The sequence below is a fragment of the Pseudomonas sp. CNPSo 3701 genome (genome assembly GCF_028674975.1).
Classification (GTDB): Bacteria; Pseudomonadota; Gammaproteobacteria; order Pseudomonadales; family Pseudomonadaceae; genus Aquipseudomonas; species Aquipseudomonas straminea.
In genome coordinates, this window is the sequence record NZ_JAQZSI010000005.1 from 225,454 (window position 1) to 243,589 (window position 18,136).

The following is an 18,136-nucleotide window of genomic DNA, read 5'->3' on the forward strand; positions in this document are numbered from 1 at the left end:
ATTTGTTATAACGTATCAATTCCTGCAACCCCCTTCCGCCCCGGAGCTTTCCATGCGCCACCTGCTGCTTGCCCTGCCCTTCGCCCTGCTGCCCCTGGCCGCCGCCCAGGCCCACGATGAACATGAACACGGCAGCCTCGGCAAACACGAACACGGCGTCGCCACGCTGAACGTGGCCCTGGAGGGCAGCACCCTGGAAATCGAGCTGGAAAGCCCGGCCATGAACATCGTCGGCTTCGAGCATGCCGCGACCAGCGATGCCGATAAGAAGACCGTTGCCGCCGCCCGCGCGGTACTTGAAAAACCCCAGACCCTGTTCAGCTTGCCCGCCGCAGCCGGCTGCAGCCTGAGCGAAAACGAAGTGCGCAGCCCGCTGTTCGGCAACGCCGAAGCCGACCACGACCACGACGAGCATGCCGACGGCGCCGAACATCACCACGAGCACAGCGACATCGATGCCGATTACAGCTTCACCTGCAAGCAGCCGGGCGAGCTGAAGATCCTCGACCTGTCGGCCTTCTACAAGCAATTCCCGGCCACCCAGAAGATCAACGTGCAGCTGATCGGCCCGAACGGCCAGCAGGGCGTCGAGTCGACCCCGGCCAACCCGCGCCTGAGCTTCTGACCGACCATGCCGATGCCGTCACCACGCGGCATCGGCTGTTGCACACGCTCGGCAACACCCTCTGGCTCAGCATTTCGTGGCCATGACTGGCACACTTGCTGTTTTTCTCTCCAGCTCCAGCAGTCCCCATGACCACAGCACTGATCGAACTCACTGACCTCGGCTTCGCCTGGCCCGGCCAGGACGAGCTTCTGGACATCCCCCATTTTCACCTGCAACGCGGCGAGACCCTGTTTCTCAAGGGCCCCAGCGGCAGTGGCAAAACCACCCTGCTCGGCCTGCTCGGCGGCGTACAGAAACCCGGCCGCGGCCGCATTCGCCTGCTGGGCGAAGACCTCGCCACGCTCTCGGCGGCCCGCCGCGATCGCTTTCGCGTCGACCACACCGGCTACATCTTCCAGCAGTTCAACCTGCTGCCATTCCTGAGCGTGCGCGACAACGTCGAGCTGCCGTGCCGCTTTTCCCGCCTGCGGGCCGAGCGCGCCGCCCAGCGCTACGGCAGCGTCAGCGAGGCCGCCGGCAAGCTGCTGGAGCACCTGGGCCTGCGCCCGGAACTGCTGGAGCGCCGCGCCGATTCGCTGTCCATCGGCCAGCAGCAACGCGTCGCCGCCGCCCGCGCGCTGATCGGCCAACCGGAGCTGGTGATCGCCGACGAGCCGACCTCGGCGCTGGATGCCGATGCGCGCCAGGCGTTTCTCGAACTGCTGTTCGGCGAATGCCGCGATGTCGGCGCCAGCCTGCTGTTCGTCAGCCATGACCAGAGCCTGGCCGCGCTGTTCGACCGCAGCCTGTCGTTGGGTGAACTGAACCGCGCCAGCAAACCCCAGGAGGTCTGAGGTGTTCCTGTTACGACTTGCCCTGGCCAGCCTGGCCAACCGCCGCTTCACCGCACTGCTCACGGTGTTCGCCATCGCCCTTTCGGTGTGCCTGCTGCTCGCGGTGGAGCGCGTGCGCACCGAGGCGCGCACCAGCTTCGCCAACACCATCAGCGGCACCGACCTGATCGTCGGCGCCCGTTCCGGCAGCGTGAACCTGCTGCTCTACTCGGTGTTCCGCATCGGCAACGCCACCAACAACATCCGCTGGGACAGTTTCGAGAAGCTCGCGGCCCACCCTCAGGTCGACTGGGCAATTCCGATTTCACTGGGTGATTCGCACCGCGGCTACCGGGTGATGGGCACCAACCAGGACTACTTCGACCACTACCACTACGGTCGGGGCCAATCCTTGCAGTTGGCCCAGGGCGAACGCTTCCACGACCTGTTCGACGTGGTGCTCGGCGCCGAAGTGGCCGAGGCGCTGCACTACAAGCTCGGCGACAAGATCGTGCTGTCTCACGGGGTCGCGGCCATCAGCCTGCAGCAGCACGACGACAAACCCTTCGTGGTCAGCGGCATCCTCGCCCGCACCGGCACGCCGGTGGACCGCACCCTGCACATATCCCTGGAAGGCATGGAGGCATTGCACGTCGACTGGCAGAACGGCGTACCGGCCCGCGGCGCCGGCAAGGTCAGCGCCGAACAGGCGCGCCACATGGATTTACAGCCCAAGGCGATCACCGCGGCGATGCTCGGCCTGAAGAGCAAGATCGCCACCTTCGCCATACAGCGCGAAGTCAACGAATACCGCGGCGAGCCGCTACTGGCGATCCTCCCTGGTGTAGCCCTGCAGGAGCTGTGGAGCCTGATGGGCACGGCGGAAAAGGCGCTGTTCGTGGTCTCGCTGTTCGTGGTGCTGACCGGCCTGATCGGCATGCTCACGGCGATTCTCACCAGCCTCAATGAACGGCGTCGAGAGATGGCCATTCTGCGCTCGGTCGGCGCGCGGCCCTGGCATGTCGCCAGCCTGCTGATCCTTGAAGCCTTCTCACTGGCGGTGGCCGGCGTGGTGGCCGGCACTGCTCTGCTGTATGCCGGCATCACCGGTGCCCAGGGCTACGTGCAGGCCAACTACGGCCTGTATCTGCCGCTTAGCGCGCCGACGCCCTATGAGTGGACGCTGCTCGGCGCTATTCTGGCGGCCGCCCTGCTGATGGGCTGTGTGCCGGCCTGGCGTGCGTATCGGCAGTCGTTAGCGGATGGGCTCTCCATCCGGCTGTGACTGTGTGAAGCCGGGCCTGATCAGCCCGGCTTCGTTTTCCAATTCAAAGGTAGTGTCATGCGTCGCGTCCTGCTTACCGCTCTGCTTCTCGCCCTGGCCTCGCCGCTCTGGGCTGACGACCTGCGTACCCTGAACTGGCAGGAGCTGATCCCCAAGGACGCGCCGCCCCAGATGCCGCAGATGACACCGATGCACGACATGTCGCAGTTGGGCGATGCGTTGTCCGAGGGTGGCGCCGCCTCGTTGCAGCAGTTCCCGTCAGCACCGGTGGTCAAGGAAATGGACGGCCAGAACGTCAAGATCCCCGGCTACATCGTACCGCTGGACGTCACCGAAGAAGGCCGCGTGACCGAGTTCCTGCTGGTGCCCTACTTCGGCGCCTGCATCCACGTGCCTCCGCCGCCGTCCAACCAGATCATCCACGTCAACACCGAACTGGGCGTGCTGCTCGACACGCTGTACCAGCCCTTCTGGGTCGAAGGCCCGCTCAAGGTCGAGCACAGCAGCAGCGAACTGGCCGAGGTCGGCTATCAGCTGGCGGCGGACAAAATCTATCCCTACGAACTGCCGGCCAACTGACATCGTGACAAACCGTCGCACCCTTGCTTAGCCAGCTATTGAGCTGAGTCAACAGGCGCTTCACCCAGCGCCTTACCCTGACGCCATCCGAGATGATTCGAATGACCGTTAGGAGCTCACCATGTACAAGTCGCTGTTCTCTGCCTCGCTGATCGCCCTGGCGCTGGCGCCCCCCGTTGCCCAGGCGCACCAGGCCGGTGACATTCTCGTACGCGCCGGCGCCATCACCGTCAACCCCGATGCGGACAGCTCCTCGATCAAGGTCGACCGCGGCGGCCTGGCGGGCACCGATCTGGGCGGCAAGGCGACCATGAGCAGCGACACCCAGCTGGGCCTGAACTTCGCCTACATGCTGACCGACCATTTGGGCGTCGAACTGCTCGCCGCCACGCCGTTCGAGCATGACGTGAAGATCAAGGGCACCGTGCTGGACGCCGCCAACGGCAAACTCGGTACCCTCAAGCACCTGCCGCCGACCCTGAGCCTGGTGTACTACCCGCTCGACGCCAAGTCGGCCTTCCAGCCCTACGTCGGCGGCGGCATCAACTACACCTGGATCTATGACGAACACGTGGGCAGCGGCGCCTCGTCAGCCGGTTTCGACAACTTCCGCGCCAAGAACTCTTGGGGCCTGGCCTGGCAGATCGGTGCCGACTACATGCTCACCGACAACCTGATGATCAACGCCCAGGCTCGCTACATCGACATCGACACCACCGCCTATGTGGACAACACCGCCCTGGGCGTGCGCGCCAAGGTCGACGTGGATGTGGATCCGTTCGTGTACATGGTGGGGTTGGGTTACAAGTTCTAAGGACAGCTCGAAGAAGCGGGCTGACAGCGATCTGCTTTTGTGCGAGCGGCCGGGGACGCCTAGTCGATGCCCGCGATTCGCGCGCACGGCGCGCTCTCACAGGTTCAGCGCTAGGCTCACCAACTCCAAGACGCAAAAAGCCGGCATCGCCGGCTTTTTGCTATGCAGCGCTTAACGACTCAGCTATTGAGCAACGCCGCCAATCCATCACGCAGCGAGGTCTGCACCGGCAGCCGGTACTCGCTCGCCAGGCGGCCATTGTCGGCACGGGAATGGCGGATATCGCCGGCTCGTGCGTCCAGATGCGTCACCAGCGGCAGGCCACCGAGCAGCTGACCGATCTGCGTCAGCAACTCTTTGAGGCTCACCGCCTGGTTCCAGCCGACGTTAACCGCACCGGGTGGCGGCTGCCTGGCGTCCAGTGCTTGCAGCAGCAGCTCGACCAGATCGGCGACATAGAAGAAGTCGCGGGTCTGCTCGCCGTCACCGAACACGCTGATCGGCAAGCCCTGCTGGGCGCGCTGGGTGAAGATGCTGATCACCCCGGAATACGGCGAGGATGGATCCTGGCGCGGGCCGAACACGTTGAAGAAGCGAAAAATCGCCGGTTCCAGCCCGTGCTGCCGCGCGTAGAATTCCAGGTAATGTTCGCTGGCCAGCTTGTCCGAAGCGTAGGGTGTCAGCGGCGCCTTGGCGGTATCCTCGTCGATGGCCACGCCTTCGCCGTTGTTGCCGTAAACCGCGGCGCTGGAGGCAAAGACCACACGACGCACACCATGCTCGCGCATCGCTTCGCAGATGTTCAGGGTGCCGATGAAGTTGCTCTGGTGGGTGCTGACCGGATCGTCCACCGAGGCCTGCACCGACGCCACCGCGGCCAGGTGCACCACGGCGCTGCAGCCGGCCACCGCGCGACTGACCAGCGCGGCATCGGCCACGTCACCTTCGATGAAGGTCAGACGAGCATCATCGAGCGGCAGATTACTCAGCTTGCCCATGGACAGGTTGTCCAGCACGCGCACGCTGTGCCCGCGCGCCAACAGGGCGTCGACCAGATTGGAGCCGATAAAGCCGGCGCCGCCGGTGACGAGAACGGGTTGATCAGACATGGCGGTAATACTGCTCCAGCAGGCTCGGCAGGCCAGCACGCCAGGCGCGCGGCTTGACGCCGAAGGTGTGAAGGATTTTCTTGCACGCCAGTACGCCGTGCTGCGGTTCATCGGAGGCATCGCCGCGGGCGGCATGGGCCTGGCCGCAAATTTCTTCCAGCAGGTTTTCCCGCAGGTGACGGGCTTCGCTGAGAATCGCCTGCCCCAGCGCCAGGGCGGTGGTCGCCTCGTGGCCGCCGTAATGGTAGGTACCCCATAGCGGGGCGGCGCAATCGAGCTGCTTGAGTACGGCGAGAATCACCCGCGCGGCATCGTCCACCGGCGTCGGGTTGCCCCGCCGATCATCGGCCAGGAACAGCGCCTTGTCGCGCTCGGCACGCACCAGAAAACGCGCCAGCAGGCCGTCCGGACTGTCATCGAGAATCCAGCCGAAGCGCAGCAGCACATGGCGTGGGCACAGCGCGCGCACGCTCTGTTCCATGCGCACCAACACCTGACCGCGTGTGCTCAGTGGCTGGGTTTCGTCCTTCTCGTTGTAGGCCGTGGCGCGGGCGCCATCGAACACCCGATAGCTGGAAGGCTGTAGCAGGCGAATATCATGGTGCTGGCAGAGTTCGGCCAGGCGCTCGACGGCGCGTTCCTGAGCAGCGAAACGCTCGACGCCGACCTTGGAGGCCTGAAACCAATCGAAATAGTAGGCGAGGTTGATCACCGCATCAGGGCGGGTATCGTCGACCAACTGAGTCAGGCTGGCGGCATCCCAACCCTGGGTCGGCGGGCGCGGGGCGAGAAAACCGATATCTTCCTCGGCGCCCAGGCGAATCAACGCCCGGCCCAGCGTACTGCCACCACCCAGCAACAACAGGCGCATGCGCATAACGAAACTAGAAGCTCCACAATCAGATTTGAGCCGACGCCCGGCAATGCTGCACGGCCAGCCGACTCTTGGCAGAGCCCGAATGGTTCAGCCCCATGGCCTGCATTTTGCTGTTTTTACCCCTCGGCGTCATCACCGGGCTTTATCCTGACGCGCCTGGCCCTTGTCAGAGCACACTCTTGGCAACCTACAGGGCAGTAATGACCTGATGTAGAGCCGATAGAAACCAAGGAAAACCACGTGAGAAAATTGCTGTTCCTGGCCTGCTGCGCGCTACTCGCCTATGGCCTGTTTCGCCCCGAGCCGCCGCCGGACCTGTTCAATGAGTCGGACAAGTTCCTGCACCTGATCGCCTTTGGCGGTCTGTCGCTGGTCACCCGCTTCGCCTTCCCCGGTACGCCCGGTTGGTTGCTCTGGCCGCTACTGTTCATTCAGGCGCCGCTCTCGGAATGGCTGCAGCACCTGCTGCAGCCGACCCGGGAATTCAGCCCCATGGACGTACTGGCCAACTTCTGCGGCATCGCGCTCGCCCTGCTGTTCTGGGTCTGCCAGGACCTGTTGCGCAAGCGGCTGTTCAGCACGGCCTAGGGTCTGTTGCCGTTTCAACGCGAGCCGCGTTGCCGCGAGAAATCTCGCCAGGCCGGGCGGCGATCCGCTAGGCGGAGGACGCAGGGAATGGCATTCCCTTTTCAAGTCCTCCAACAACGCATGGCGAGATTTCTCGCGCAACCCGAAGGGCCGGGCCCGTTTTGTCGCGATGCTGCGTTTCTCGCCGGCTCATTTAGCTCGCTAAACTTCGCGGCTCGCGCCTTGCCTCGCAACAAAACGGGCGCCGGCGCGGCCGTGCGTGAAACGGCAACAGACCCTAAGCACAAACGAAAAGGCCCCGCAGTGCGGGGCCTTTTGCAGTCAGCGCTCGATCAGAACGGAATGTCGTCGTCGAAGCTGTCGTAGTCCTGGGCCGGCTGCGGCTTCTGTTGCTGCGGGGCGGACTGACGTGGCGCCTGCTGCTGCGGCTCGCGCTGCGGTGCCGGACGCGACTGACGCTGCTCACCACCAGCGGCGCCGTCAGGACGGCCGCCGAGCAGCTGCATGGTGCCCTGCATGTCGACGATGATTTCTGTGGTGTAGCGCTTGATGCCGTCCTTTTCCCACTCGCGGGTCTGCAGCTTGCCCTCGATGTACACCTGGGAGCCCTTGCGCAGGTACTCGCCGGCGATCTCGGCAACCTTGCCGAACAGCGACACACGGTGCCATTCGGTCTTCTCGACGCGCTGACCGGTCTGCTTGTCCGTCCACTGCTCGCTGGTGGCCAGGCTCAGGTTGGTCACGGCATTGCCGCTGGGCAGATAGCGCGTTTCCGGATCCTGTCCGCAGGTACCGACCAGAATGACTTTGTTAACCCCACGGGCCATAACGCTCTCCTACTTTCAGCACGTCCCCGGCGCCGCTTCGATCAAGCGCTGCAGCGACGTGCGATCCAATTGTTGGGTATCCACTTTCACATAGAGGGCGGCCTCTTCGACCACCACAACGGCATCCGCCACTCCCGGCGCCGCCTGAATTCGCTCGGCCAGACCTGCTTCCTGCAACGCCGCACTGGAGAGCGGCAACCGCAGGCTGGTCACATACGGCGGTTCGCGCATAGTAACAGCTATGGCCAGCCAGAGAACCGTTAACAACGCACAGCCGCCGAACACGCCGGCCAGGGCGAAGTGCTGATACAGCCAGCCGCCGAGAATGCCGCCCAGGGCCGAGCCAAGGAACTGACTGGTCGAGTAAACGCCCATCGCCGTGCCCTTGCCACCGGCCGGCGCCACCTTGCTGATCAGCGAAGGCAGCGAGGCTTCGAGCAGGTTGAACGCGGTGAAGAACACCACGATGCCCAGCATCAGGTTGCGCAGGCCATGGCCGAACAGCCAGAAGAACAGCTCGCAGGCGAGTAGCACGACGACCGAGCCGATCAGCACACGGCGCATGCGGCGCTTCTTCTCGCCATAGATGATGAACGGCACCATCAGGAAGAAACCGCCGAGCAGCGCGGTGAGGTACACCCACCAATGCTGCTCCTTGGGCAGACCGCCCTGCTCCACCAGCGCCAGCGGCAAGGCGATGAAGCTGGCCATGAGGGTCGCGTGCAGGGCGAAGATGGCGAAGTCCAGGCGCAGCAGATCCGGGTTCTTGAGGGTCGGCCACAAGGCCTGCTTGGCCACCCCCGACTCACGGTGCTGCAGCGGCCCGGCACTGGACGGCACCAGCCCCGCGACAATGACAATCCCCAGCAGCGCCATGGCACCGGTGGCCAGGAACAGGCCGGACAGGCCGAAGGCGCGGGTCAGCAGCGGGCCAACCACCATGGCGATAGCGAACGACAGGCCGATGCTCATGCCGATCAGCGCCATAGCCTTGGTGCGGTGTTGTTCGCGGGTCAGGTCGGACAGCAGCGCCATCACCGCCGCGGAGATCGCCCCGGCGCCCTGCAGCACCCGGCCGGCGATCACGCCCCAGATGGAATCGGCATTGGCTGCCAAGAGACTACCGGCGGCGAAGATCACCAGGCCGAAGTAGATCACCGGCCGTCGGCCGATGCGGTCGGAGATCACGCCGAAGGGAATCTGTAGAAAGGCCTGGGTCAGGCCGTAGGCGCCGATCGCCAGACCGATCAGCGCCGGGGTTGAACCGGCGAGCTCCTGCCCATAGGTAGCCAATACCGGCAACACCATGAACATGCCCAGCATGCGGAATGCGAACACCAACGCCAGCCCACCGGCTGCACGAGTTTCCGCGCCACTCATGCGTTCGCTGTGCGAATCGCCCATCGTCAGTAACCTGTTGAAACAAGCCGGCGATTCTACCAGTCGAAACCCTACTGGCACAGCAGCGGCGCTTTGCCGCACGCCTGCTGCCCCCCTTATACTCGGCGGTTTATCCGCCCGCCACGCGAGGCTGTTTTGGACAAGATCCTGATCCGGGGTGCCCGCACCCACAATCTGAAAAATATCGACCTGACCCTGCCCCGCGACAAGCTGATCGTGATCACCGGCCTGTCCGGTTCGGGCAAGTCGTCTCTGGCCTTCGACACGCTGTACGCCGAAGGCCAGCGCCGCTACGTGGAGTCGCTGTCGGCCTACGCCCGACAGTTCCTGTCGATGATGGAAAAGCCCGATGTCGACACCATCGAAGGCCTGTCGCCGGCGATTTCCATCGAGCAGAAGTCCACCTCGCACAACCCGCGCTCGACGGTCGGCACCATTACCGAGATCTACGACTACCTGCGCCTGCTCTACGCCCGCGCCGGTACGCCGCGCTGCCCCGACCATGACCTGCCGCTGGAAGCCCAGACGGTCAGCCAGATGGTCGACCAGGTGCTGGCCATGCCAGAGGGCAGCAAGTTGATGCTGCTGGCTCCGGTGATTCGCGAGCGCAAGGGCGAGCACCTGGCGGTGTTCGACGAGCTGCGCGCCCAGGGTTTCGTGCGTGTGCGGGTCGACGGCAAGTTGTATGAGCTGGACGAGTTGCCCAAGCTCGACAAGCAGAAGAAGCACAGCATCGACGCCGTGGTCGACCGTTTCAAGGCCCGCGGCGACCTGCAACAGCGCCTGGCCGAATCCTTCGAGACCGCGCTCAAGCTGGCCGACGGCCTGGCGCTGATCGCGCCCATGGAGGGTGAAGAAGGCGAAGAAATCATTTTCTCCGCGCGCTTCGCCTGCCCGGTGTGCGGCCATTCGATCAGCGAGCTGGAGCCCAAGCTGTTCTCCTTCAACAACCCGGCCGGCGCCTGTCCGACCTGCGACGGCCTGGGCGTGAAGCAGTATTTCGACGCCAAGCGCCTGGTCAACGGCGAGCTGACCCTGGCCGAAGGCGCCATCCGCGGCTGGGACCGACGCAACGTCTACTACTTCCAGATGCTCGGCTCGTTGTCGTCGCACTACGGCTTTAGCCTGGACAAGCCGTTCGCCGAACTCGACGCCGAGCACCAGAAGGTGATCCTTGGCGGCAGCGGTTCGCAGAACGTCGACTTCAAGTACCTCAACGACCGCGGCGACATCGTCAAGCGCTCGCACCCCTTCGAAGGCATCGTGCCCAACCTCGAGCGCCGCTACCGCGAGACCGAGTCGACCAGCGTGCGTGAGGAACTGGCCAAGTTTCTCAGCACCCAGCCCTGCCCTGACTGCCGCGGCACCCGCCTGCGTCGCGAGGCCCGCCATGTGTGGGTAGGCGAGAAGACACTGCCAGCGGTCACCGGCCTGCCGATTGGCGCAGCCAGCGACTACTTCGGTGGCCTGACCCTGGACGGCCGCCGTGGCGAGATCGCCAGCAAGATCCTCAAGGAAATCTGCGAACGCCTGCAGTTCCTGGTCAACGTCGGCCTCGACTACCTGACTCTGGACCGCAGCGCCGACACGCTGTCCGGCGGCGAGGCCCAGCGCATCCGCCTGGCCAGCCAGATCGGCGCCGGCCTGGTGGGCGTCATGTACATCCTCGACGAGCCGTCCATCGGCCTGCACCAGCGCGACAACGAACGCCTGCTCGGCACCCTGCGCCACCTGCGCGACATCGGCAACACGGTGATCGTGGTCGAGCACGACGAGGACGCCATCCGCATGGCTGACTACGTGGTCGACATCGGCCCGGGTGCTGGCGTACACGGCGGGCAGATCGTCGCTGAGGGCACGGCCGAGGAAGTCATGGCCCATCCGGACTCGCTGACCGGCAAGTACCTGTCCGGCCGCACCAAGATCGTCGTGCCGGCCAAGCGCACACCGCGTAACAAGAAGCTGTCGTTGAAGATCAAGGGTGCTCGTGGCAACAACCTGCAGAACGTCAACCTGGAAATCCCCATCGGCCTGCTGACCTGCGTGACCGGCGTGTCTGGCTCGGGCAAGTCCACACTGATCAATAACACCCTGTTTCCGCTCAGTGCCACGGCATTGAACGGCGCCACCACCTTGGAAGCCGCCGCCCACGACAGCATCGACGGCCTGCAGCACCTGGACAAGGTGGTGGATATCGACCAGAGCCCGATTGGCCGCACGCCACGCTCCAACCCGGCGACCTACACCGGGCTGTTCACGCCGATCCGCGAGCTGTTCGCCGGCGTGCCGGAAGCCCGCTCGCGGGGCTACGGTCCGGGGCGCTTCTCGTTCAACGTCAAGGGCGGGCGCTGCGAAGCCTGCCAGGGCGATGGCCTGATCAAGGTGGAAATGCATTTTTTGCCGGACATCTACGTGCCTTGCGACGTGTGCAAGAGCAAGCGCTACAACCGTGAAACTCTGGAGATCAAGTACAAGGGCAAGAGCATCCACGAGGTGCTGGAAATGACCATCGAGGACGCCCGCGCGTTCTTCGATGCCGTGCCGGCATTGGCGCGCAAGCTGCAGACGCTGATGGACGTTGGCCTTTCGTACATCAAGCTCGGCCAGTCGGCGACCACCCTGTCCGGGGGCGAAGCGCAGCGGGTCAAGTTGTCCCGCGAGCTCTCCAAGCGTGACACCGGCAAGACCCTGTACATCCTCGACGAGCCGACTACCGGTCTGCACTTCGCGGATATCCAGCAACTGCTCGACGTGCTGCACCGCCTACGCGACCACGGCAACACGGTGGTGGTGATCGAACACAACCTGGACGTGATCAAGACCGCCGACTGGCTGGTGGACCTCGGCCCGGAAGGTGGCTCCAAGGGCGGTCAGATCATCGCCTGCGGCACGCCCGAGGAAGTGGCCGAGATGCCGCAGTCCCACACGGGGCACTTCCTCAAGCCGCTGCTGGAACGTGATCGCGCCTGAGCGCCGCGCTGAAACGAGAAAGCCCCGCATTCGCGGGGCTTTCTCTTGGGTGGTGAGTTACATCTGGCTTTGCAGATACTTCTCCAGACCCAGCTTGTCGATCAGCTGCAGCTGGATTTCCAGCCAATAAGCGTGATCTTCCTCGGTGTCCTTGAGCTGCAGCAGCAGGATGTCGCGGGTCTGGTAATCCTGATGGCGCTCGCACAGCTCGATGCCCTTGCTCAGCGCAGCGCGTACCTGGTACTCCAGCGCCAGGTCCAGCTTCAGCGCCTCCGGCACGGTCTGCCCAAAGGTGAAGGCATCCGGCACCATGTCCGGCACACCTTCGAGGAAAAGAATGCGCTTGAGCAGCGCGTCGGCGTGCTCGGTCTCCTCCTCCATCTCGTGGTTGATGCGCTCGTAGAGCTTGTTGAAGCCCCAGTCTTCGTACTGACGCGAGTGGATGAAGTACTGATCGCGCGCGGCCAGCTCCCCTTTGAGCAGGAATTTGAGGTAGTCGATGACTTCGATATGGCCCTTCATGGGGAAATCCTTGGTGCTGCGAATGAATGGGTGAATGCTCGACCCATCACCCGGCCGGGTCAAGCAAAAAGCACAACGCCCCCATAACGGAGGCGTTGTGTTGGAGCAGCTCGCCGACCGGGCGCAAGCGCCCGATCATGGATCAGGCGAGATCGAAACGGTCGAGGTTCATAACCTTGGTCCAGGCCGCTACGAAGTCGTCGATAAAACGCGCATCGGCGCTGGCGTAGACTTCGGCCTGGGCACGCAGGATCGCGTTGGAACCGAACACCAAGTCGACACGGGTCCCGGTCCACTTGACCTTGCCGGTCTTGCGGTCACGCCCCTCAAACAGGTTGGAGTCACCAGCCACCGCCTTCCACGCCGTGCCCATGTCGAGCAGGTTGACGAAGAAGTCGTTGGTCAGCGCGCCCGCCTTGTCGGTGAGCACACCATGACTCGCGCCGCCGACGTTGATATTGATCGCCCGCAGGCCACCGACCAGCACCGTCAGCTCTGGCGCGGTCAGGGTCAGCAGCTGCGCCTTGTCGATCAGCAACGTCTCGGCCGGCACGCTGTAACGACCCTTGAGGTAGTTGCGGAAGCCGTCGGCGATCGGCTCAAGCACGGCGAAGGACTCCACATCGGTCTGCGCCTGGGAGGCGTCGCTACGCCCTGCTGAGAACGGCACCTTCACGGTACGCCCAGCCTTGCTGGCAGCCTGCTCAATACCGGCGTTACCGGCCAGCACGATCAGGTCGGCCAGGCTCACCTGCTTGCCACCGGTGGCTGCGCGGTTGAACTCGACGCGAATGCCTTCCAGCTTCGCCAGCACCTTGGCCAGTTGCTCGGGCTGATTGGCGGCCCAATCCTTCTGCGGGGCCAGGCGAATACGCGCACCATTGGCACCACCGCGCTTGTCGGAGCCGCGGAAGGTCGAGGCCGAGGCCCAGGCGGTGCCCACCAGCTCGGATACCGACAGCCCGGAAGCCAGCACTTGGGACTTGAGGGTGGCCACGTCCGCGTCGTCGATCAGCGGGTAATGTACCGCCGGCAGCGGGTCCTGCCACAGCAGCTCTTCTTTCGGCACTTCCGGGCCGAGGTAGCGCGAACGTGGGCCCAGGTCACGGTGGGTCAATTTGAACCAGGCGCGGGCGAATGCTTCGGCGAAAGCCTGAGGGTTTTCCAGGAAGCGACGGGAGATCTTCTCGTAAGCCGGATCGAAGCGCAGCGACAGGTCGGTGGTCAGCATGGTAGGCACATGCTTCTTCGACGGGTCGTGTGCATCGGGGATGATCGCGTCGGCGTTCTTGGCAATCCACTGGTGGGCGCCGGCGGGGCTCTTGGTCAGCTCCCACTCGAACTTGAACAGGTTCTCGAAGAAGTTGTTGCTCCACTGCGCAGGCGTGGTAGTCCAGGTCACCTCCAGCCCGCTGGTGATGGTGTCGCCGGCCTTGCCGCTGCCGAACGAGCTGGCCCAGCCCAGGCCCTGCTCTTCCAGGCCAGCCGCTTCCGGCTCAGCGCCTACGTGGTCAGCCGGGCCGGCGCCGTGGGTCTTGCCGAAGGTGTGACCACCCGCGATCAGCGCCACGGTTTCTTCATCGTTCATCGCCATGCGCGCGAAGGTTTCGCGAATGTCGTGGGCGGCAGCCAGCGGATCAGGGTTGCCTTCAGGGCCTTCCGGGTTCACGTATATGAGGCCCATCTGCACGGCCGCGAGCGGGTTCTCCAGGTTACGACCCTGGCTGTCGGTGCGATCCTGTTCCTGGCCATGCAGCTCAGCATCGGCGACCAGCACGCCCTGGTCGTCTTCACGGCCGGCAGCGCCTTTGCCATAGCGCTCATCGCCACCCAGCCAGGTCTTCTCGGTGCCCCAGTAAACATCCTGATCCGGTTCCCAGGTGTCCTCACGGCCACCGGCGAACCCGAAGGTACGGAAGCCCATGGTCTCCAGGGCGACGTTACCGGTCAGCACCAGCAGGTCGGCCCAGGAAATCTTCTGGCCGTACTTCTGCTTGATCGGCCACAGCAGGCGGCGCGACTTGTCGATGTTAACGTTGTCCGGCCAACTGTTGAGCGGTGCGAAACGCTGCTGGCCACGGCCAGCGCCGCCACGACCGTCGCCCGTGCGGTAGGTACCAGCGGCGTGCCAGGCCATGCGGATGAACTGCGGGCCGTAATGGCCGAAGTCGGCGGGCCACCAGTCCTGCGAGTCGGTCATCAGCGCGCGCAGGTCTTTCTTCAGGGCTTCGTAGTCCAGCGAGTTGAAGGCTTCGGCGTAATTGAAGCCCTCACCCAACGGGTTGGACTTGGAGGAATGCTGGTGCAGCAAATCGACGCGCAGCTGATTGGGCCACCAATCACGGTTGCCTGTACCGCCGCCAGCGGCATGTTTCGGGGTTTCTGGAGAGGCTTTACCCGAGAATGGGCATTTGCCTTCGGTCTTGTCACTCATGTCTCTCTCCTTACCTGGCCTGATCGTTCCCGACTGAGCGGGATTGGCGTTGAGTATTGACGAGCACAAGCGAAGCGACAAATGAATAACAACTTACAGTGCGATAGATTTTGGCTAAACGACAGGCATAAAAAAACCGGGCCTGAGCCCGGTTCTTCTTGCAACGATGCCTTACTCGGCAGCTTCTACCTTGCCGCCGACCGGACGGTCGACCAGCTCGACATAAGCCATCGGGGCATTGTCACCAGCGCGGAAACCGCACTTGAGGATACGCAGGTAACCGCCCTGACGGGTGGCGTAGCGCTTGCCCAGATCGTTGAACAGTTTGCCAACGATAGCTTTCGAACGAGTACGGTCGAAAGCCAGACGACGGTTAGCAACGCTGTCTTCCTTAGCCAGGGTGATCAGCGGCTCGGCAACGCGACGCAGTTCCTTGGCTTTCGGCAGAGTAGTTTTGATCAGCTCATGCTCGAACAGCGATACCGCCATGTTCTGAAACATGGCCTTGCGGTGAGCGCTGGTGCGGCTGAGGTGACGGCCACTTTTACGATGACGCATGGTTCAATTCCTTACCAAACTACACGTTCGGTGATGATGACGATCAGGCAGTCGCCTTGTCGTCTTTCTTCAGACTTGCCGGCGGCCAGTTGTCGAGGCGCATACCGAGGGACAGACCACGGGAAGCCAGAACGTCCTTGATTTCAGTCAGGGACTTCTTGCCCAGGTTCGGCGTTTTGAGCAGCTCTACTTCGGTGCGCTGGATCAGGTCACCGATGTAGTAGATGTTCTCTGCCTTCAGGCAGTTGGCCGAACGGACGGTCAGTTCAAGGTCATCAACCGGACGCAGCAGGATCGGGTCGATCTCGTCTTCCTGCTCGATCACAACCGGCTCGCTGTCGCCCTTCAGGTCGACGAATGCAGCCAGTTGCTGTTGCAGGATGGTAGCGGCACGACGGATGGCCTCTTCAGGATCCAGGGTACCGTTGGTTTCGAGATCGATAACCAGCTTGTCCAGGTTGGTGCGCTGCTCGACGCGAGCGTTTTCCACCACGTAAGACACGCGACGCACCGGGCTGAAGGAAGAATCGAGCTGCAAGCGACCAATGCTGCGGCTCTCGTCTTCATCGCTCTGGCGCGAGTCGGCCGGCTCATAGCCGCGACCACGAGCTACAACGAGCTTCATGTTCAGCGCGCCATTAGCGGCCAGATTGGCGATTACGTGGTCGCCGTTGACGATTTCAACATCATGATCCAGCTGAATGTCGGCAGCGGTTACGACGCCAGAGCCCTTCTTCGCCAGAGTCAGTGTAACTTCGTCTCGACCGTGCAGTTTGATGGCCAGACCTTTGAGGTTGAGCAGGATTTCAATGACGTCTTCCTGAACACCTTCAATGGCGCTGTACTCATGGAGTACACCGTCAATCTCGGCCTCGACTACTGCACAGCCAGGCATGGAGGACAACAGGATGCGACGCAGCGCGTTGCCCAGGGTATGGCCGAAACCACGCTCGAGAGGCTCGAGAGTGATCTTGGCGCGGGTCTGACTGACCACCTGCACATCGATATGGCGGGGGGTCAGGAACTCATTTACCGAAATCTGCATGGATGCACCTATTTTCTAGCCCTTACTTGGAGTAGAGCTCGACAATCAGGCTCTCGTTGATGTCAGCGGAGAGATCACCACGAACCGGAACGCTTTTGAACACGCCGGACTTCTTCTCGGTGTCTACATCTACCCACTCAACACGGCCACGCTGAGCACACAGCTCAAGAGCCTGAACGATGCGCAGCTGATTCTTCGACTTCTCGCGAACTGCAACCACGTCACCAGCTTTGACCTGGTAGGACGGTACGTTGACAGTCTTGCCGTTTACGCTGATCGCTTTGTGCGAAACCAGCTGACGGGACTCGGCACGAGTAGCGCCGAAACCCATACGGTAAACGACGTTATCCAGACGGCACTCGAGCAGTTGCAGCAGGTTCTCGCCGGTAGCGCCTTTCTGGCTGGCTGCCTGCTTGTAGTAACCGCTGAACTGACGCTCCAGTACACCGTAGATACGACGAACTTTTTGCTTCTCACGCAGCTGGGTGCCGTAGTCGGACTGACGGCCACGGCGCTGGCCGTGAATACCTGGGGCTGCTTCGATGTTGCACTTCGATTCCAGAGCGCGGACGCCACTCTTCAGGAACAGATCAGTGCCTTCACGACGAGACAGTTTGCATTTGGGACCAATGTAACGAGCCATTTCTCACTGTCTCCTGATTACACGCGACGCTTCTTCGAAGGACGGCACCCGTTATGCGGGATAGGCGTCACATCGGTGATGCTGGCGATCTTGTAACCGCAGCCGTTAAGAGCACGGACAGCGGACTCACGACCCGGACCTGGGCCCTTGACGTTGACGTCGAGGTTCTTCAGGCCGTATTCCAGCGCAGCTTGACCAGCACGCTCAGCAGCCACCTGGGCAGCGAACGGGGTGGACTTGCGGGAACCGCGGAAACCCGAACCACCGGAAGTAGCCCAGGACAGGGCGTTACCTTGACGGTCGGTGATGGTCACGATGGTGTTGTTGAAAGAAGCGTGGATGTGGGCGATGCCATCAACCACCGTCTTTTTGACTTTCTTACGAGTACGAGCAGCAGGTTTTGCCATGACTAAATTCCTGTCGATTCGCGAACGCGATTACTTGCGGATCGGCTTACGCGGGCCCTTACGGGTGCGTGCGTTGGTCTTGGTGCGCTGACCGCGAACCGGCAGACCTTTACGATGACGCAGGCCGCGGTAGCAACCCAGATCCATCAAGCGTTTGATTTTCATGTTCACTTCACGGCGCAGATCACCCTCGGTATTCACCTTGGCGACTTCACCACGCAGCTGCTCGATCTGCTCGTCAGAGAGATCCTTGATCTTTGCTGCCGGGTTTACACCGGTAGCGGCACAGATTTTCTGTGCAGTAGTGCGACCAACACCAAAGATGTAGGTCAGCGAGATAACAGCGTGCTTGTTATCCGGAATGTTAACGCCTGCAATACGGGCCATTCAGTGGAACTCCAATTGACAGCTACCTACGCCCCGGAAGCCAAGAAATGGGGCGCGAGATATTATCGCTGTAAAAACAAATAATCAACCCGGCAGCGCACTAGCTGCCGGGCTTATAGCGTCGATCACATTCAGCCTTGGCGCTGTTTGTGACGCGGCTCCGCGCTGCAGATCACTCGCACTACACCTTCACGGCGAATAATCTTGCAGTTGCGGCACAGCTTTTTCACCGATGCACGAACTTTCATCA

General features: G+C 62.8%; 19 protein-coding genes. 7 read left to right on the forward strand and 12 right to left on the reverse strand.

Annotated features, from left to right (window positions below; translation table 11 throughout):
* The first annotated feature begins 52 nt into the window (after positions 1–52).
* The 5 genes from PVA39_RS17705 (at position 53) to PVA39_RS17725 (ending at position 4,118) form a co-directional block, all read left to right on the forward strand.
* Positions 53–625, forward strand: coding sequence for a DUF2796 domain-containing protein (locus PVA39_RS17705; protein ID WP_274125170.1), 573 nt, complete (start codon positions 53–55; stop codon positions 623–625).
* Between the two features lie 128 nt (positions 626–753).
* The gene (locus PVA39_RS17710; protein WP_274125171.1) at positions 754–1,461 is read left to right on the forward strand and encodes an ABC transporter ATP-binding protein; all 708 of its coding nucleotides are present in this window, start codon (positions 754–756) and stop codon (positions 1,459–1,461) included.
* Between the two features lies 1 nt (position 1,462).
* Entirely contained in the window at positions 1,463–2,725 is a 1,263-nt protein-coding gene (locus PVA39_RS17715) for an ABC transporter permease (RefSeq protein WP_093505540.1), read from the forward strand.
* Between the two features lie 57 nt (positions 2,726–2,782).
* A complete protein-coding gene (locus tag PVA39_RS17720; protein ID WP_274125172.1) occupies positions 2,783–3,304 on the forward strand; it encodes a DUF3299 domain-containing protein in 522 nt (173 codons plus the stop codon).
* 121 nt (positions 3,305–3,425) lie between these two features.
* Positions 3,426–4,118 carry an OmpW/AlkL family protein gene (locus tag PVA39_RS17725; protein WP_274125173.1) on the forward strand — a complete coding sequence of 231 codons (693 nt, stop codon included), beginning with the start codon at positions 3,426–3,428 and terminating at the stop codon, positions 4,116–4,118.
* Between the two features lie 179 nt (positions 4,119–4,297).
* Here PVA39_RS17725 and PVA39_RS17730 read toward each other — a convergent pair whose 3' ends face one another.
* Both PVA39_RS17730 and PVA39_RS17735 read right to left on the reverse strand, forming a co-directional pair.
* Entirely contained in the window at positions 4,298–5,227 is a 930-nt protein-coding gene (locus PVA39_RS17730) for an NAD-dependent epimerase/dehydratase family protein (protein WP_274125174.1), read from the reverse strand.
* Positions 5,220–6,104: a sugar nucleotide-binding protein gene (locus PVA39_RS17735; protein ID WP_274125175.1), complete on the reverse strand. Its 885-nt coding sequence runs from the start codon at positions 6,102–6,104 to the stop codon at positions 5,220–5,222. Before PVA39_RS17735 ends, PVA39_RS17730 begins: the two co-directional genes overlap by 8 nt.
* Positions 6,105–6,344: 240 nt before the next feature.
* Here PVA39_RS17735 and PVA39_RS17740 point away from each other — a divergent pair, with 240 nt between their 5' ends.
* Complete coding sequence (locus PVA39_RS17740) at positions 6,345–6,692, forward strand: VanZ family protein (RefSeq protein WP_274125176.1); 348 nt, start codon at positions 6,345–6,347, stop codon at positions 6,690–6,692.
* 332 nt (positions 6,693–7,024) lie between these two features.
* Here PVA39_RS17740 and PVA39_RS17745 read toward each other — a convergent pair whose 3' ends face one another.
* Positions 7,025–7,519, reverse strand: coding sequence for a single-stranded DNA-binding protein (locus PVA39_RS17745; RefSeq protein WP_274125177.1), 495 nt, complete (start codon positions 7,517–7,519; stop codon positions 7,025–7,027).
* A 15-nt stretch (positions 7,520–7,534) separates the two neighbouring features.
* A complete protein-coding gene (locus PVA39_RS17750; RefSeq protein WP_093505552.1) occupies positions 7,535–8,923 on the reverse strand; it encodes an MFS transporter in 1,389 nt (462 codons plus the stop codon).
* A 132-nt stretch (positions 8,924–9,055) separates the two neighbouring features.
* Between PVA39_RS17750 and uvrA the strand changes: the two genes are divergently transcribed.
* On the forward strand, positions 9,056–11,890 hold the full coding sequence (gene uvrA / locus PVA39_RS17755; protein ID WP_013789779.1) for an excinuclease ABC subunit UvrA: 2,835 nt from the start codon (positions 9,056–9,058) through the stop codon (positions 11,888–11,890).
* 57 nt (positions 11,891–11,947) lie between these two features.
* Here the strand turns inward: uvrA and bfr are convergent, their stop codons facing one another.
* The 8 genes from bfr to rpmJ form a co-directional block, all read right to left on the reverse strand.
* Positions 11,948–12,412, reverse strand: coding sequence for a bacterioferritin (bfr, locus tag PVA39_RS17760; protein ID WP_093505554.1), 465 nt, complete (start codon positions 12,410–12,412; stop codon positions 11,948–11,950).
* Between the two features lie 142 nt (positions 12,413–12,554).
* Positions 12,555–14,846 carry a catalase/peroxidase HPI gene (katG, locus tag PVA39_RS17765; RefSeq protein WP_274125178.1) on the reverse strand — a complete coding sequence of 764 codons (2,292 nt, stop codon included), beginning with the start codon at positions 14,844–14,846 and terminating at the stop codon, positions 12,555–12,557.
* Positions 14,847–15,017: 171 nt separating this feature from the next.
* Positions 15,018–15,404 carry a 50S ribosomal protein L17 gene (gene rplQ / locus PVA39_RS17770; RefSeq protein WP_013789776.1) on the reverse strand — a complete coding sequence of 129 codons (387 nt, stop codon included), beginning with the start codon at positions 15,402–15,404 and terminating at the stop codon, positions 15,018–15,020.
* A 43-nt stretch (positions 15,405–15,447) separates the two neighbouring features.
* Complete coding sequence (locus PVA39_RS17775) at positions 15,448–16,449, reverse strand: DNA-directed RNA polymerase subunit alpha (RefSeq protein WP_013789775.1); 1,002 nt, start codon at positions 16,447–16,449, stop codon at positions 15,448–15,450.
* A 22-nt stretch (positions 16,450–16,471) separates the two neighbouring features.
* Positions 16,472–17,092, reverse strand: a complete 621-nt coding sequence (rpsD, locus tag PVA39_RS17780) for a 30S ribosomal protein S4 (protein WP_013789774.1) — start codon at positions 17,090–17,092, stop codon at positions 16,472–16,474.
* Positions 17,093–17,109: 17 nt separating this feature from the next.
* Positions 17,110–17,499: a 30S ribosomal protein S11 gene (rpsK, locus tag PVA39_RS17785; RefSeq protein ID WP_013789773.1), complete on the reverse strand. Its 390-nt coding sequence runs from the start codon at positions 17,497–17,499 to the stop codon at positions 17,110–17,112.
* A gap of 30 nt (positions 17,500–17,529) precedes the next feature.
* Positions 17,530–17,886 carry a 30S ribosomal protein S13 gene (gene rpsM, locus PVA39_RS17790; RefSeq protein WP_074890145.1) on the reverse strand — a complete coding sequence of 119 codons (357 nt, stop codon included), beginning with the start codon at positions 17,884–17,886 and terminating at the stop codon, positions 17,530–17,532.
* 131 nt (positions 17,887–18,017) lie between these two features.
* Complete coding sequence (gene rpmJ / locus PVA39_RS17795; RefSeq protein WP_002555468.1) at positions 18,018–18,134, reverse strand: 50S ribosomal protein L36; 117 nt, start codon at positions 18,132–18,134, stop codon at positions 18,018–18,020.
* Positions 18,135–18,136: the final 2 nt, after the last annotated feature.

What these genes read in the sequence shown, in the direction of transcription:
- bfr (WP_093505554.1), bottom strand. Translation starts at nt 12,412, where the DNA reads ATGAAGGGCCATATCGAAGTCATCGACTACCTCAAATTCCTGCTCAAA.
- PVA39_RS17705 (WP_274125170.1), top strand. Translation starts at nt 53, where the DNA reads ATGCGCCACCTGCTGCTTGCCCTGCCCTTCGCCCTGCTGCCCCTGGCC.
- PVA39_RS17775 (WP_013789775.1), bottom strand. Translation starts at nt 16,449, where the DNA reads ATGCAGATTTCGGTAAATGAGTTCCTGACCCCCCGCCATATCGATGTG.
- katG (WP_274125178.1), bottom strand. Translation starts at nt 14,846, where the DNA reads ATGAGTGACAAGACCGAAGGCAAATGCCCATTCTCGGGTAAAGCCTCT.
- PVA39_RS17725 (WP_274125173.1), top strand. Translation starts at nt 3,426, where the DNA reads ATGTACAAGTCGCTGTTCTCTGCCTCGCTGATCGCCCTGGCGCTGGCG.
- rpsK (WP_013789773.1), bottom strand. Translation starts at nt 17,499, where the DNA reads ATGGCAAAACCTGCTGCTCGTACTCGTAAGAAAGTCAAAAAGACGGTG.
- PVA39_RS17745 (WP_274125177.1), bottom strand. Translation starts at nt 7,519, where the DNA reads ATGGCCCGTGGGGTTAACAAAGTCATTCTGGTCGGTACCTGCGGACAG.
- PVA39_RS17710 (WP_274125171.1), top strand. Translation starts at nt 754, where the DNA reads ATGACCACAGCACTGATCGAACTCACTGACCTCGGCTTCGCCTGGCCC.
- rplQ (WP_013789776.1), bottom strand. Translation starts at nt 15,404, where the DNA reads ATGCGTCATCGTAAAAGTGGCCGTCACCTCAGCCGCACCAGCGCTCAC.
- rpmJ (WP_002555468.1), bottom strand. Translation starts at nt 18,134, where the DNA reads ATGAAAGTTCGTGCATCGGTGAAAAAGCTGTGCCGCAACTGCAAGATT.
- PVA39_RS17735 (WP_274125175.1), bottom strand. Translation starts at nt 6,104, where the DNA reads ATGCGCATGCGCCTGTTGTTGCTGGGTGGTGGCAGTACGCTGGGCCGG.
- PVA39_RS17730 (WP_274125174.1), bottom strand. Translation starts at nt 5,227, where the DNA reads ATGTCTGATCAACCCGTTCTCGTCACCGGCGGCGCCGGCTTTATCGGC.
- PVA39_RS17720 (WP_274125172.1), top strand. Translation starts at nt 2,783, where the DNA reads ATGCGTCGCGTCCTGCTTACCGCTCTGCTTCTCGCCCTGGCCTCGCCG.
- rpsM (WP_074890145.1), bottom strand. Translation starts at nt 17,886, where the DNA reads ATGGCCCGTATTGCAGGCGTTAACATTCCGGATAACAAGCACGCTGTT.
- rpsD (WP_013789774.1), bottom strand. Translation starts at nt 17,092, where the DNA reads ATGGCTCGTTACATTGGTCCCAAATGCAAACTGTCTCGTCGTGAAGGC.
- PVA39_RS17750 (WP_093505552.1), bottom strand. Translation starts at nt 8,923, where the DNA reads ATGGGCGATTCGCACAGCGAACGCATGAGTGGCGCGGAAACTCGTGCA.